The sequence below is a fragment of the Neoaquamicrobium microcysteis genome (assembly GCF_008180155.1).
GTDB classification, from domain to species: Bacteria; Pseudomonadota; Alphaproteobacteria; order Rhizobiales; family Rhizobiaceae; genus Aerobium; species Aerobium microcysteis.
The window spans coordinates 297,802-311,568 of record NZ_VSZS01000065.1 but is presented as its reverse complement, the minus strand read 5'-3'; the positions used below and the strand labels follow the sequence as shown (position 1 = coordinate 311,568).

At 64.9% G+C, this 13,767-nt stretch carries 15 protein-coding genes; 6 read left to right on the top strand and 9 right to left on the bottom strand.

Annotation, left to right across the window (positions count from 1 at the left end):
* Positions 1-63: 63 nt before the first annotated feature.
* From FY036_RS16865 to FY036_RS16840, 6 genes are read right to left on the bottom strand one after another with little or no spacing between them, the layout of a single operon-like run.
* Positions 64-1,671: an NTP transferase domain-containing protein gene (locus tag FY036_RS16865; RefSeq protein WP_148915899.1), complete on the bottom strand. Its 1,608-nt coding sequence runs from the start codon at positions 1,669-1,671 to the stop codon at positions 64-66.
* Entirely contained in the window at positions 1,668-2,375 is a 708-nt protein-coding gene (locus FY036_RS16860; RefSeq protein WP_148915898.1) for an XdhC family protein, read from the bottom strand. Before FY036_RS16860 ends, FY036_RS16865 begins: the two co-directional genes overlap by 4 nt.
* A gap of 2 nt (positions 2,376-2,377) precedes the next feature.
* Positions 2,378-2,707, bottom strand: a complete 330-nt coding sequence (locus tag FY036_RS16855) for an XdhC family protein (RefSeq protein ID WP_148915897.1) — start codon at positions 2,705-2,707, stop codon at positions 2,378-2,380.
* Positions 2,708-2,749: 42 nt separating this feature from the next.
* The gene (locus tag FY036_RS16850; protein ID WP_148915896.1) at positions 2,750-4,000 is read right to left on the bottom strand and encodes a vWA domain-containing protein; all 1,251 of its coding nucleotides are present in this window, start codon (positions 3,998-4,000) and stop codon (positions 2,750-2,752) included.
* A gap of 4 nt (positions 4,001-4,004) precedes the next feature.
* Positions 4,005-4,934 carry an AAA family ATPase gene (locus FY036_RS16845; protein WP_148915895.1) on the bottom strand — a complete coding sequence of 310 codons (930 nt, stop codon included), beginning with the start codon at positions 4,932-4,934 and terminating at the stop codon, positions 4,005-4,007.
* 18 nt (positions 4,935-4,952) lie between these two features.
* Positions 4,953-5,450 carry a flavin reductase gene (locus FY036_RS16840; protein WP_148915894.1) on the bottom strand — a complete coding sequence of 166 codons (498 nt, stop codon included), beginning with the start codon at positions 5,448-5,450 and terminating at the stop codon, positions 4,953-4,955.
* A gap of 158 nt (positions 5,451-5,608) precedes the next feature.
* Here FY036_RS16840 and FY036_RS16835 point away from each other — a divergent pair, with 158 nt between their 5' ends.
* The 4 genes from FY036_RS16835 (at position 5,609) to purB (ending at position 9,885) form a co-directional block, all read left to right on the top strand.
* Positions 5,609-6,670, top strand: a complete 1,062-nt coding sequence (locus FY036_RS16835) for a branched-chain amino acid ABC transporter substrate-binding protein (RefSeq protein ID WP_148915893.1) — start codon at positions 5,609-5,611, stop codon at positions 6,668-6,670.
* Between the two features lie 8 nt (positions 6,671-6,678).
* Positions 6,679-7,698, top strand: a complete 1,020-nt coding sequence (locus FY036_RS16830) for a P1 family peptidase (RefSeq protein WP_148915892.1) — start codon at positions 6,679-6,681, stop codon at positions 7,696-7,698.
* A 70-nt stretch (positions 7,699-7,768) separates the two neighbouring features.
* Positions 7,769-8,494: a DUF2259 domain-containing protein gene (locus tag FY036_RS16825; RefSeq protein ID WP_148915891.1), complete on the top strand. Its 726-nt coding sequence runs from the start codon at positions 7,769-7,771 to the stop codon at positions 8,492-8,494.
* An 83-nt stretch (positions 8,495-8,577) separates the two neighbouring features.
* Entirely contained in the window at positions 8,578-9,885 is a 1,308-nt protein-coding gene (gene purB / locus FY036_RS16820; RefSeq protein WP_148915890.1) for an adenylosuccinate lyase, read from the top strand.
* Positions 9,886-9,903: 18 nt separating this feature from the next.
* On the opposite strand, the gene FY036_RS16815 is transcribed toward purB, so the two are convergent.
* Positions 9,904-10,713: a VOC family protein gene (locus FY036_RS16815; RefSeq protein ID WP_148915970.1), complete on the bottom strand. Its 810-nt coding sequence runs from the start codon at positions 10,711-10,713 to the stop codon at positions 9,904-9,906.
* Between the two features lie 231 nt (positions 10,714-10,944).
* On the opposite strand from FY036_RS16815, the gene FY036_RS16810 reads away from it, so the two are divergent.
* On the top strand, positions 10,945-11,514 hold the full coding sequence (locus tag FY036_RS16810) for an RBBP9/YdeN family alpha/beta hydrolase (protein ID WP_148915889.1): 570 nt from the start codon (positions 10,945-10,947) through the stop codon (positions 11,512-11,514).
* On the opposite strand, the gene FY036_RS16805 is transcribed toward FY036_RS16810, so the two are convergent.
* Positions 11,490-12,269 carry an HpcH/HpaI aldolase family protein gene (locus FY036_RS16805; protein ID WP_148915969.1) on the bottom strand — a complete coding sequence of 260 codons (780 nt, stop codon included), beginning with the start codon at positions 12,267-12,269 and terminating at the stop codon, positions 11,490-11,492. The two genes, FY036_RS16810 and FY036_RS16805, sit on opposite strands and share 25 nt — an antisense overlap.
* A 113-nt stretch (positions 12,270-12,382) precedes the next feature.
* Entirely contained in the window at positions 12,383-12,703 is a 321-nt protein-coding gene (locus FY036_RS16800) for a DUF1476 domain-containing protein (RefSeq protein ID WP_148915888.1), read from the bottom strand.
* 258 nt (positions 12,704-12,961) lie between these two features.
* On the opposite strand from FY036_RS16800, the gene purC reads away from it, so the two are divergent.
* Positions 12,962-13,753, top strand: a complete 792-nt coding sequence (gene purC, locus FY036_RS16795; RefSeq protein ID WP_148915887.1) for a phosphoribosylaminoimidazolesuccinocarboxamide synthase — start codon at positions 12,962-12,964, stop codon at positions 13,751-13,753.
* Positions 13,754-13,767 lie beyond the last annotated feature (14 nt).

Genomic DNA, 13,767 nt, shown 5'->3' with positions numbered 1-13,767 from the left:
CGCATCCGGCGAGATTAACCGAGCGGCGTCAGGCTGCGCTAGCCTTCTACACCCGAAAATCGCTCAGTCGGCCAGTTCCCCCCCGGCAATCGCCAAAGCCTCCGGCGTATCGACATCGAGGCTGGCCGCTTCGCCGATCTCGACATCCGAGACCCGCATCTCGCTGGCCTCGACCAAATGCCGCGCGCCGGTGTCGCCCTGAAGATTGGTCACGGCGGTGAAGAGGCGGCGCGGCAGGATGACTGGATTGCCGCGTTTGCCGGCGTGGGTCGCCCGCACGATCGCATTGCCGCCCTCGGATGCGAATGCTTCAACAAGGCGGTCGATGTCCAGCGTCGTCACGCCGGGCATGTCCCCCAGCACGACGAGCGCACCAGTAGCATTTGGCGGCAGGGCCGCGATACCTGCCTTCAGCGACGACGCCAGCCCTGTCGCATAGTCGGCGTTGTGTACGATCCGCGCTCTGGTGCCCGTAAGCACATCGGCGATCCGATCGGCCTGATGGCCCGTGACAGCGACGGTACCGCTCACTTTCGACGAGGTGAGCATGTCGGCTACGCGCCGCACCAACGGCTTTCCGTCAAATCGCGACAAAAGCTTGTTCGGCCCACCCATCCGCTGACCTCGCCCCGCAGCCAGCAGCACGGCATGAACCACCGGCGGTCGTCGTGCCTTGGGCTCGCGCGGCTGCGGCCTCGTCTCGATTTCCATCAGCAGGCCGCCTACGCCCAGGGCCGCAATCTCGCGGTCGCCGGCTGGCAATCCCGCCAAAAGACGGTCCAGCACCCAGTCGAAACCGTTCAGCTTGGGGCTACGCGCGCATCCCGGTGCGCCGATGACGTTGACGCTCCCGATCTTCCCGATCACAAGCAGATTGCCCGGATCGACGGGCATGCCGACGCGCTCGACTGCGCCTCCAGCCAGGCGTATGGCGGCCGGGATCACATCCTCGTCGTCGGAAACGGCCGACGCTCCGAAGACGATCAGCAGGCCGTTGTCCTCGCGCTGCGCGCCCAGCGCCTTTGCAACTTCCGACGCATTGTGTCCCGTGCGCAGTTCGCCGGTCACGATGCTGCCGGAGCGCGCCAGCCGTTCGGCCGTCAGACGCGCCGTTTTGTCGAGCACGGTTTCCTTTACCGTGGGCAGCACCGTCTGTATCAGCCCCACGCGCTGCGGCGCGAATGCGTTGAGCCCGATCACTGTCCCCGCCCCTGCAATGGCGACCGCGCGCTCGACGAGCCCGCCCGCCACTGCAAATGGGATGATCTTCACCGTGGCGAGCATCTGCCGCGCCTCGACGGTTGCGAACTCCGGTAACGTGGCCAGCGTAATCGAGGGATCGATGGCGTTGATCGCGTCCACCGCCGCCCGATCGACGGTGAGCACTCCCGCATCCATCGCATGCAGGTTGACGCGCCCGGTGGCGGCGTCGCGCACCTCTATGCCCTGTGTGCCCAGCGCTGCGGCGATGCGCCGAGCCGCTTCGTTCTCGTCTAGATCGTCCGGCCCCAGGCGGGCGGCGACGATTTCGCCAAGCCCGGCCTGTTTCATCGCAGCGACGTCGTCGGCGCTCAGCAGTGTCGCCTTGCGCCATGTCCGCCCGCCGGCGCTTACGGCATGGGCGAGTATCGCGCCCTCCGCCTCCTCCAGCCGCGTCGGGCCGAATTTCACGCCGCCACCCCGTCCTGCCGCGCGAGACCGCGCGTGCGCAGTGCCTGGATGATCTGGGCCAGCACGGCGACCGCGATCTCGGCAGGGCTCGAAGCAGAGATATCCATGCCGATGGGTGCCTCGATGCGGTCGATCTGGGCCTGCGTCAGACCGTCCGCCAACAGGCGCTCGATTCGCTTGCCATGCGTTTTGCGGCTACCCAGCGCGCCGACGTAGAAGCACCCTGCCCGCAGCGCGGCCGCGAGTGGAAAATCATCGATCTTCGGGTCGTGCGTCAGCGCGGCCAACGCCGTGAACGCATCTAGCGGCCTGCGCGCCAGCATGTCCTGCGGCCATTCAGCATAGAGCGGCACATCGCCGAAGCGTTCGGGGGTGGCGAAGGCCGTGCGCGGGTCCACGATCTCGATGTCGAAGCCCGCGATACGCGCCATGGGCGCCAGCGCCTGGCTGATGTGAACCGCCCCGATCGCGACGATGCGCGGGGGCGGCAGATGCACATTCAGGAAAAAGCTGCGCCCCTCGGCCTCCGCCGTTTGGGATTTGCCGGTGCGAAACGCCTTGTCGAGGGCCTCGCCCAGCGTCCCGGCCACCGCATCGCCCTCGCGCACCACCCGGTCGCGCCCGTCGCCAAGATCGGTGACGAGTATTGCGGCGCGCCGGGCACGGCGCTCTGCATTCAGGGACTTGAGCACATGCGGGTCCATCGTCAGCCCAGCCGCTCGACATAGACCTTGATGCGGCCGCCGCACGACAGTCCGACCTGCCAGGCTGTCTCGTCGGCGACGCCGAATTCCAGCATGCGCGGCTCGCCGGTATCGATCACGTCAATCGCCTCCGCCACGACCGCGCCTTCGACACAGCCGCCCGAGACCGAGCCGTGGAAATTGCCTTCGGCGTCGATGACCAGATGGCTGCCGGCCGGGCGCGGCGCCGAACCCCACGTCTCGACCACGGTTGCGATGGCTACGTCGCGGCCGCCATTCATCCACTCTTCCGCGATCGTCAGCGGGTCGCGGGTCTCGTCTGGTGCGCTCATCTGCCTTTCCTCCGGCCGAAAAACGTTACCACTTGAATATGGTCATGCAGGCAGCCGCCTGCCAAGCCCCAGCCATTGCCTGGGGTCTGCTTCGCGTGAGCGCGTGGCCGATAGCGATTCCACCAGGTCGGAGAGCGCGTCGAGCGTATGGACGGCGCGAAACTCGTCGACATGCGGCAGCATGGCGCGCACGCCACGCGCTTTCGCCTCGAACCCGTCGAACCGCAGCAGCGGGTTGAGCCAGATCAGCCGCCGGCATGATTTTCGCAGCCGTTCCATCTCCTTGGACAAGCCGGTCACGTCGTCGCGCTCAAGCCCGTCGGTGATGAGCAGCACCACCGCGCCCTGCCCCAGCACCCTGCGCGACCACAGCATGTTGAACTCGCGCAGCGTCTCGCCGATACGGGTTCCGCCCGACCAGTCCTTCACGGCTGCCGTGCATTCGGCCAGCGCCTCGTCGGGGTCGCGCCGCCGCATCTGGCGGGTCAGGTTGGTAAGCCGCGTGCCGAACACGAATGTGTGCACGCGCCCCCGATGCTCCGACAGCCCGTGCAGGAAATGCAGGAAGATGCGCGTGTACTGGCTCATCGAACCCGAAATGTCTGCCAGAACGACGAGAGGGGGATGAATCTCGCGCACCGAGCGAAATTTCGGCAGAATGAGGTCGCCGCCGGTGCGCAGCGCGACGCGCATCATCGCGCGCGGGTCGGTCCGTGAGCCATGCGGGTCCGGACGGAAGCGCCTTGTCGGTATACGGTCATGCGGCAGCCGCAGCGCGGCGATCGCCCTCTTGGCCTCGGCCAGTTCGGCGGCCGTCATCTGCGCGAAATCCTTGCCGCGCAGCACCTCGTTGCCAGAGACCGTCAGCCGCGCATCCACCTCGATCTCCGGTCTTTCCTCCGCCGGCTGGTTCTTGCGGTGGCCCTCGAACATCGCGTCGGCAACACGCGTTTCCGCCGCACGGCTCTTGCGGCGTTCGGCCGTGTTCGGCGCGACGGGTGAGAACATCGCGATCATCTTCTCAATCAGCTCGCGCGATTTCCAGAACAGCCGGAACGCCTCGTCGAAGGTCGCGTGGTCCTCCCGGCGGTTCACCAGCACTGCGTGAAGCGTCCAGTAGAAATCGTCCCGTCCGCCTATGCCTGCCGCCAGCACGGCCTCGATGGCGTCCTTCACGGCGGCCGGTCCCACACGCATGCCGGCCTTGCGCAGCGCGCGGGCGAAATAGACGATGTTGTCGGCGATGCGGCCCTGAGGGTCGGCCTCGACACGAAAATCGGCATCGCCGTCCATCGGCCTATTCCGCCGCAGCCAGCTCGGCTTTCACCTCATCGAGGATACGCCGGCCCTCGCCCTGCCCGAGTCGGGCAATGTCGTCCTGATATTTCAGCAACACGCCGATCGTGTCAGATACGGTCTCGGGATCGAGCGCAACTTTGTCCAGTTCGGTCAGGGCACCGGCCCAGTCCAGCGTTTCCGCGACGCCCGGCGACTTGAAAAGATCGAGCTTGCGAAGCCTCTGGATGAAGGCCACCACCTCAGCAGAAAGCCGCGCATTCGCCTGGGGCACCTTGCGGTGCACGATTTCAAGCTCGCGCGCGGCGTCGGGATAGTCGACCCAGTGATAGAGGCAGCGCCGCTTCAGAGCGTCGTGGATTTCGCGCGTCCGGTTGGTGGTTATGACGACCAGCGGCGGCTCGGCCGCCCGGATCGTGCCCAGTTCAGGCACTGTCACCTGCCAGTCGGAAAGGATTTCGAGCAGGAAGGCCTCGAACGCCTCGTCGGTGCGGTCGAGCTCGTCGATCAGGAAGACCGGAGCCGCGCCCTTCTCGCCCGTCAGCGCGTCCAGCACCGGCCGGCGGATCAGGTATTTTTCGGAGAAGACATTGCGCTCCATCGCGGTCCGACTGGTCTCGCCGGTGGCTTCTTCCATGCGTATCTCGATCATCTGGGCGGCGTAGTTCCACTCATAGACCGCAGACGACACGTCGAGACCTTCATAGCATTGCAGCCTTATCAGCCGCCTGCCCAGCGCGGATGAAAGCACCTTGGCGATTTCGGTCTTGCCGACGCCTGCCTCGCCTTCGAGGAACAGCGGCCGCTGCATGCGCAGGCTCAGGAACAGAACTGTCGCAAGCGCACGGTCGGCGACGTAGTCGGCCCCGGCGAGCATTTCGACCGTTTCGTCGATCGACGCGGGTACCGGGCGCGGTCCTGTTTCTGCCATGTTCTCTCCGAGAGCGCCCTACCCGAGCAGGCGGTATGCGCGATGGTGGTAGATCAGCGGGTCAAGGCTAGCGCCGATCCTGATGCCTGTCACCTTGCCGAACATCACGCGGTGAGTGGCGAAGTCCTTGGTCTCGACGATATGGCAATCGAACGTCGCCAGCGCGCCTACCAGTACCGGCGCGCCGGAACTTTCAGTCTCCCACTGGGCCAGGGCAAAGCGCTGGTTCTGCGACAGGCCGGTCAGGCCGGAAAACGCGTCGGCTATCGACTGCTGTTCGGCGGCCAGCGTATTCAGCGCGAAGACGCCGTTCTGCGCGAAGCAGTCGTTGTCGGCCTTCATTCTGTTGAGGCAAACGAGAATGCTGGGAGGGTCGTCCGACACCGAGCATGCGGCGATCACGGTCACGCCCCGCCTGCCATGCTCGCCATCGGTGGTCACCACATGTACAGCACCTGCAAAACGGCTCATCGCTTCGCGATAGAGGCGCGGCTCGACAGCATTCTTCTTCAGCACCGGGTTTCCCGCATTTGTGATCCTGCCCGCATATAGGTTGGGCGCAAAGCGCCGCCAAGCACCGCTACCGTCACCGCCGCTCTAGCCTGTTGCGCCCGCTCCCGCCAGCCTTTACCAGTTGACGCACTTTCCACCAAACCGGGTGTCGGCAAAGTTTCATGCGTCTTCTCCTAAAAGCTTTGGCTCTGGGCTGCGCGCTTTCGCTCGCAGGCGCAAGCCATGCGGCGGAGAAACGCATTGGCGTGACTGCGCCGCTGGACGGCCCACTGAGCGTGCTGGCGCAGCAGATGCGCGACGGCGCTGCGCTTGCTACGCAGGCGTCGAACGCCGAACTGGTGGTCATTGACGACGGATGCAGCGAAGAAGGGGGCTTGAGCGCTGCTCGCCAGCTCGTCGCCCGGCAGGTCCAGGCAGTCGTAGGCTTTCTGTGCACAGAAGCCATCGAGGCTGCCCTCCCCGTACTCACCGAAGCCGGCATCCCGGTCATCACGTCGGGCGTGCGCAGCAATGGGCTTACGGACCGCCACACTCGCACCGGCTGGCTGGTCTGGCGCATCGCGCCGAGCGCGGATGCCGAGTTGGCGGCCGTGGGAAACATCCTCATCCCGCTGTGGCGTGGCGAGCTGTTCGCCATAGTGGATGACGGCACGATTCATGGCCGCGAACTGGCGGAATCGCTGCGACTTGCCGCCGAACTTGCCGGGCTGCAACCCGTCTTCATCGACACCTTCCGCCCCCAGTCAGACAATCAGGTAGGCCTCGTCGGCCGCTTGCGTCGTTCGGGCGCGACACACGTCTTCGTCGGCGGCGACCGTGACGATATCGCCATCATCGCGCGCGACGCCGAAGGCCTGGACTACGGCCTTACCATCGCCGGTGGCGAGACGTTGCGCTCGGCAGGCGATTTGCCGCTCGCTCCGGGCACTCTGATGATTGCCGTGCCCGAATGGGCCGACATGCTGGACGAGGACGCGATGGAGCGCTTCACCGCCGCCGAGATCGTGCCGGAGGGCTATGTCGTGCCGACCTACGCGGCGACCGAGGTCGCTCTGAAGGCGCTGGGCACGGCCGAGGCGGGCGGAACCGTGAGCGACGCGCTCGCCCGCGGCAGGTTCGAGACCATGCTCGGCCCCATTGCTTTCGACGAAAAGGGCGATCTGACCGAAAACCCTTTCAGGCTTCTCCGCTTCGACGGCGAGCGCTTCCTACCATTCGAGTGACCGGCCGCATGCCTTTCGTTTCAGGTTCCAGAAATCTCATCACAGACGTTGCCGGCCTGCGGGTCGGCAATGCCGAAGATGTGCGCCTCAAGAGCGGTGTCACGGTCGTCGTGCCTGACAAGCCCGCCGTCGCCGCCGTGCAGGTGCTCGGCGGCGCGCCAGGCACGCGGGAGACGGATCTGCTGGAGCCCCACAACTCGCTTCAGGCGATCCACGCGATCGCACTGGCGGGCGGCTCGGCCTTCGGGCTCGACGCGGCCTCCGGCGTACAGGCGGCGCTACGGGAAGACGGCGTGGGCATCGAGGTCTGGGGCAAGCACGTCCCGGTCGTCCCTGCTGCGATCCTTTTCGATCTCTTCAACGGGGGCGACAAGGATTGGGGCCGCTACCCGCCCTACCGCGAGTTAGGGTACGACGCTGTGCGCAATGCTGCGCTCGAATTCGCTCTCGGTTCCGTTGGAGCCGGCGCCGGCGCGCTGACGGCCGGCCTGAAGGGTGGTTTGGGTTCGGCCTCGACCGTGCTGGACGGCGGCATTACGGTCGGCGCGCTGGTAGCGGCCAATCCCGTAGGTTCGGTCACGGTGGCGCGCACGCGGCATTTCTGGGCGGCACCTTTCGAGATAGGGGACGAATTTGGCGGGCTTGGCCTGCCCTCGCCCATACCGGACGACGCCACCGACCTTCACTGGAAATTCGAGGAAAAGCGTACGCCGCAGCCGGGCGCGAACACCACCATCGCGGTCATCGCAACCGATGCGGTGTTGACCAAGGCGGCGGCCAAAAGGCTGGCCATCGCTGCACATGACGGTTTTGCGCGCGCGATCTGGCCCACCCATACGCCGGCGGACGGCGATCTCGTATTCGCCATGGCCACCGGAGCGAGCGGCATCGAGCTCGACATGCACGCAGCAACCCGGATTTACGCTGCTGCCGGGGCGACCATGGCGCGTGCCATAGCGCGCGGCGTTCATGCGGCGACGCCTGCCGAAAACGATCCTTACCCGGTCTGGTCGTCGCGGACAGGATAGACTTCGACGGCTTGTCCGCACGAGCCGGCTGCGTCATCATCGCACGTAGTCGACATGGAGGGTCGCTCAAATGAGATCGCTTGCAGCGCTGTCCGCCATCGCCGCCATCCAGTGTTCCGCCACCGCCGCTCTTGCGGGCGATGCCGCCGAGCTGAACATACTGGGCTTCTCCGCCGATGGAGGCGTTTTCGCCTTCGAGGAGTACGGCATCCAGGACGGCTCCGGTTTCCCCTATGCCAACCGTTTCTACATCGACACCGCCAGCGACAGCTTCCTGCCCGGTACACCCATCCGGGTGCGTCTGGATGATGAAAGCGCGTCTCTGGATGAGGCCCGCAACCAGGCCCGCACGCAGGGCGAAGCCATCATCGAGGAAGCGGTTCTTGCCGCCAATCGCGGCGTAACCGCCGGCTTCAACCCGATCACTGAACTTTCGGTCGAGCCACACCGAATGGCCGTGAATCCGCGCCCGGTCTTTCCGCCGATCGACCAACCTCTGGAACTGCGTCTGGAGGAAATCGCGCTGGAACAGCCCGCAAATTGCCATGACCTCGGCACCGCCGTCGGCTATCGCCTCACGCGCCTCGGGGTCTCGCCGGGCGAGACGGCGCAGTTGCTGCATGAGGACACATCTATCCCCGCCAGCCGCAATTGCCCGCTGGGCTACTCTTTCGGGGCGGTGCAGACGTTCTTTCCCGATGGCGGCGAGCCGGTCTATGCCGCTGTGATCGCCGTGCGGTCGGTCGGCTTTGAAGGACCGAACCACCGCTGGATCGCCGTGCCCGGCAAGCTTTGAGTAAAGAGCCGCCTGCGCGTTGAGGAATCCGCCGCGCTCTGTTAGTGAGCGCGCATCCTTCCCATGCAGTCAGGACGAGCCTCATGATCCCGCGCTATTCGCGACCCGAAATGGTTTCCATCTGGTCGCAGGAAACCAAGTTCCGGATCTGGTTTGAGATCGAGGCCCATGCCTGCGACGCGCTGGCCGAATTGGGCGTCATCCCGAAGGAAGCCGCCAAGACCATCTGGGGAAAGGGAGGCGCGGCGACCTTCGACGCCGAACGCATCGACGAGATCGAGCGCGAGACCAAGCACGACGTCATCGCCTTTCTCACCCATCTTGCCGAGTTCGTCGGCCCCGATTCCCGCTTCATCCATCAGGGCATGACTTCGTCGGATGTACTCGATACCTGCTTTTCGGTGCAGCTCGCGCGCGCATCCGATCTACTGCTGGCTGACATCGATGCCCTTCTCGCAGCGCTGAAGAAGCGTGCCTTCGAGCACAAGGACACCGTTACGATCGGCCGGAGCCACGGCATACATGCAGAGCCGACGACCTTCGGTGTGAAGCTGGCGCAGGCCTATGCCGAGTTCGAGCGCTGCCGCGAGCGTCTGGTTCATGCGCGCGCCGAGATCGCAACCTGCGCGATCTCCGGTGCCGTCGGCACTTTCGCAAACATCGATCCGCGCGTCGAGGAACATGTCGCCGAGAAGCTAGGCCTGAAGCCGGAGCCGGTTTCCACGCAAGTCATCCCGCGCGACCGCCACGCCATGTTCTTCGCCACGCTGGGCGTCATCGCATCGTGCATCGAGAGGCTGGCGACGGAAATCCGCCACCTCCAGCGGACCGAAGTGCTGGAGGCGGAGGAATACTTCTCGCCTGGCCAGAAGGGCTCGTCGGCCATGCCGCACAAGCGCAATCCTGTCCTTACCGAAAACCTTACCGGGCTCGCGCGCCTCGTTCGCGGCATGGCGGTGCCGGCCATGGAAAACGTCCCACTATGGCATGAAAGGGATATATCCCATTCTTCGGTCGAGCGGATGATAGGACCTGACGCGACGGTGACGCTGGATTTTGCGCTGGCGCGGCTCACCGGCGTGATCGAAAAGCTGGTCGTCTATCCGGATAACATGTTGGCGAACATGAACAAATTCCGGGGCCTCATCCACTCGCAGCGGGTGCTGCTGGCACTTACCCAGGCAGGGGTGTCCCGAGAGGATTCCTACCGTCTGGTGCAGCGAAACGCCATGAAAGTCTGGGAGCAAGGTGCTGATTTTCTTGAGGAACTGCTCGCGGACAAGGACGTTCGCGCGGTAATCTCGGATGAAGCGCTTCGCGAGAAGTTCGATCTGGGCTATCACACCAAGCATGTAGATACGATTTTCCGGCGCGTTTTCGGCGAGGCCTGAACGGACCCGCCGCCGGCTTCAAGCGGCCGGAATCACGCGGATTTCGCTGCCCCACGGATCGCGCGAAGCGCTTTCGGCGCTCGCGTTCTTCGATAGAAGCTCGACAAAGCCCAGCCCCGTACGGTCGGCCTCGCGCGGGCCTGCCCCGCTGCTGCGCCAGGAATTGGCGCCGATGTGGTGGTGGTATCCGCCCGAAGACAGGAAAACGGCCTGCCCGCCATAGTGCAGCATGGTGTCGAAGCGCTGTGCGTCGTTCCACCAGCGTTCGGCATCGGCTACGTCGCCCACTCGGAGGTGGACGTGCCCGATCACCGTGTTGTCCGGCGCTCCCTTCCATTCCGGATCGCCGACGATCAACTCGTCTAGCAAATTGGGTATGTTGAGGGCTTCGGTACCCATTCGTACCGAGCCGCCGTCGAACGTCCAGTTTTCCCGCGGCCTGTCTGCGTAGATTTCGACGCCGTTGCCCTCGGGGTCGGTCAGGTAGACGGCCTCGCTGACCGAATGGTCCGACGCGCCGTCCACCGGGATGCGGTTGTCGATCGCAAACCGTGTCCAGCGGGCAAGGTCTGCGCGGGCCGGCAGCAGGAACGCCGTGTGAAAAAGGCCTGCCGAGCGGGGATCGTCCTCCCGCAACGCCGCGGAGCCCTCGATCTCGAGGATTTCGCGCTCACCGACGCCCAATGCGATGACGTTGCCGCTGCGGCGTAGCTCGGTCAGCCCCAGCAAGGCCTTGTAGTAGTCGGCTACGCGATTGCCGTCGCGCGCCATGAGCCCGACACGCCCAACGCTGACGGGCGTCTGTGCGGCAAAGGGAAGGTTCTTCATGGTGGTCTCCGTCCGGGCCGGCAAGGCGCCCGCACCAATTGCGAACGCGGCCATGCCGCCCGTCATCTGGCGTCTCGTCAGTTTCACTCAAAGCTCTCCGGCGAAGGCGCATTTCTTCGCTCTGAAGATCATGCGCCACAGGCCCAACCGCAAGTCACGCTTTCGGCGACATGCCGTTCACAGGAGCTTCACCGGTTGCAAGCGCGAGACTCCCTCGCTACATGGCCCGCCATGAAGGTCAAAGACGCAGATATTCTCATCATCCCCGGCTACACCAATTCCGGCCCTGACCATTGGCAGACTCGTTGGGAAAACAAGCTGTCCACCGCGCGCCGGGTCGAGCAGGCCGAATGGTCCAAGCCCGTGCGCGACGACTGGGTGGCCAACGTCGTGCGCGCCATGAGGCAGGCGGAGCGGCCGGTCGTGCTGGTCGCGCATTCGCTGGGTATTCCCACCGCGATCCACGCTGCGCTCGAAACCGGGCATCCTGTCGCCGGCGCATTCTTCGTAGCGCCTCCCGATGTGGCGAACCCGGCCGTGAGGCCCAAGCACCTTATGACGTTCGGGCCCTACCCCCGCGACCCGCTGCCTTTTCCGTCGATAACGGTAGCCAGCCGCAACGATCCATTCTGCGCGTTCGAGGTGGCAGAGGACATCGCCGGCGCATGGGGATCGATGTTCATCGACGCTGGGGAGGCCGGTCATCTGAACGCAGAATCCGGGCACGGCCCGTGGCCGGAAGGCTCCATGACCTTCGCGAGCTTCCTGTCCAAGCTTCAGCCGGCGACGTCGAGCGACTGACGCGCGGTTTCCAGCAGTCTCGACGCGCCCAGCGCCATGTATCGCGCCTCGCTGCCCATGGCGATCAGCCGGTAGCCCATGCCCACGAACCGGCCCACCAGCTTCGGGTCGACGACGTAGATTGCCGCGTGCTTGCCGGCAGCGCGGGTGCGCCCCCCGATGTCGGCGACCGCTTCCATCATGTCTTCCAGAGCCGGGTTCATGGTCGAGCCGCCGCTCCAGGCAATCGAAAAGTCCGACGGCCCCACAAGAATGCCGTCGATACCCGGCACGGCCAGAATGTCGTCGAGGATCGCCAGCGCCTCGCGCGTCTCAATCATGGCGAAGGCGAGCGTGTCGGCGTTGGCGTTGGCCAGCCATGCACCGGTATCGCCGGTCTTGCGCCGCGTCATGGCGAAGTTCGCGCCCCAGGAACGCTCGCCCAAAGGCGGATATTTCATCGAGGCGGCAAAGCGGCGCGCGTCTTCAACCGTATTGACCATCGGCGCAATGATGGCGTCGGCGCCGAAATCGAGCGCGCGGCTTGCCATGTCGAAGCGCCCCACCGGGATGCGCACGATCGCCGGCTTCTGCGCGGCGACGATCGGCAACAGGCCGCGCAGAACGCTGTCTTCGTGATGCCCGCCATGCTGCATGTCCAGAGTGACCGCATCGAAAGGCGTCGCCGCCAGCAGCTCGACGGTGAAGGCGTCGGGCACGCCCGACCAGGCGGTGAAGACAGTTTCGCCGGCGGCCAGCCGCGCTGCAAGGCTCATGTCGGAAATGTCCCTCGTGGAAAGTCGGGGCATTCAACCAGATCGCCGGCAACCCGGCAAAGAAAAACCGCCCGGAAAGCCGGGCGGTCTCAACATCTGGCCTGCCAATCGGATCAGGCGTTGCGGATCTGCTCGACCGCCTCTGCCAGCAATTCGTCCATGGTGCGGCGGATCTGGTGGTCGGACTGCGTCACGCCGGCCGCATCGAAGTCTCCGCGCACCTTGCGGAACACGTCTTCGTCGCCCGCTTCCTCGAAATCGGCCTTCACGACCTCCTTGGCATAGGCGTCGGCCTCCTCGCCGGATTTGCCAAGCTTCTCGGCGGCCCAAAGGCCAAGCAGCTTGTTTCGGCGGGCCATGGCGCGGAACTTCAGTTCCTCGTCATGGGCAAACTTGTTCTCGAATGCTTTTTCGCGGTCGTCCATGCTCGCCATGGGGAGTATCCTCCGGCTGGGCGTCGAATCCACGACGCTTGGTTTGCGTTCGGTTTCTCAAACCAAATGGCCGGCCTGCGGTCAATACGCGTGTCTCAACGAAGACCTGCGGCATTTGGCGTTGGATTGGCCACGGGCGCTCCTTATTGCGCATTGAGCTAGACGCCCTATTGCGCTAGAGAGCCGCTGAGAATCCAGTCGCCGGCATTGCCGCAACAGGAGGCGCGTGCTGTACCGCCTCCCAGACCAGAGATAGCCATGAACCGTCGCCGCCGCATTTACGAAGGCAAGGCCAAGATCCTTTACGAGGGACCCGAGCCTGGCACCCTGATCCAGTTCTTCAAGGACGACGCCACCGCCTTCAACAAGAAGAAGCACGAAGTGGTGGATGGCAAGGGCGTGCTCAACAACCGAATTTCCGAGCACATCTTCACCCATCTGAACCGCATCGGCATCCCAACCCACTTCATCAAGCGGCTCAACATGCGTGAGCAGCTTATCAAGGAAGTGGAGATCATCCCGCTCGAGGTGGTCGTGCGAAACATCGCCGCCGGCTCGCTGGCGAAGCGCCTCGGCATCGAGGAAGGCACGGTCCTGCCGCGCTCGATCATCGAATTCTACTACAAGGCGGACGCGCTGGACGACCCGATGGTGTCGGAAGAGCACATTACCGCCTTCGGCTGGGCGAGCCCTCAGGAGATCGACGACATCATGGCGCTGGCCATACGCGTCAACGACTTCCTTTCCGGCCTGTTCTTGGGCGTCGGCATCCAGCTCGTCGACTTCAAGGTCGAGTTCGGCCGCCTCTACGAAGGCGACATGATGCGCATCATCCTCGCCGACGAGATATCGCCCGATTCATGCCGGCTGTGGGACACGGCAACCAACGACAAGCTCGACAAGGACCGCTTCCGTCGCGACATGGGCGGGCTCGTCGAGGCCTATCAGGAGGTAGCGCGGCGTCTCGGCATCATGAACGAAAACGAACCGCCGCGGCCTACCGGCCCCGTCCTCGTCGCGTCCAAGCCCGACAAGGGCAGCGTCCACTAGCACCGGAACCACGC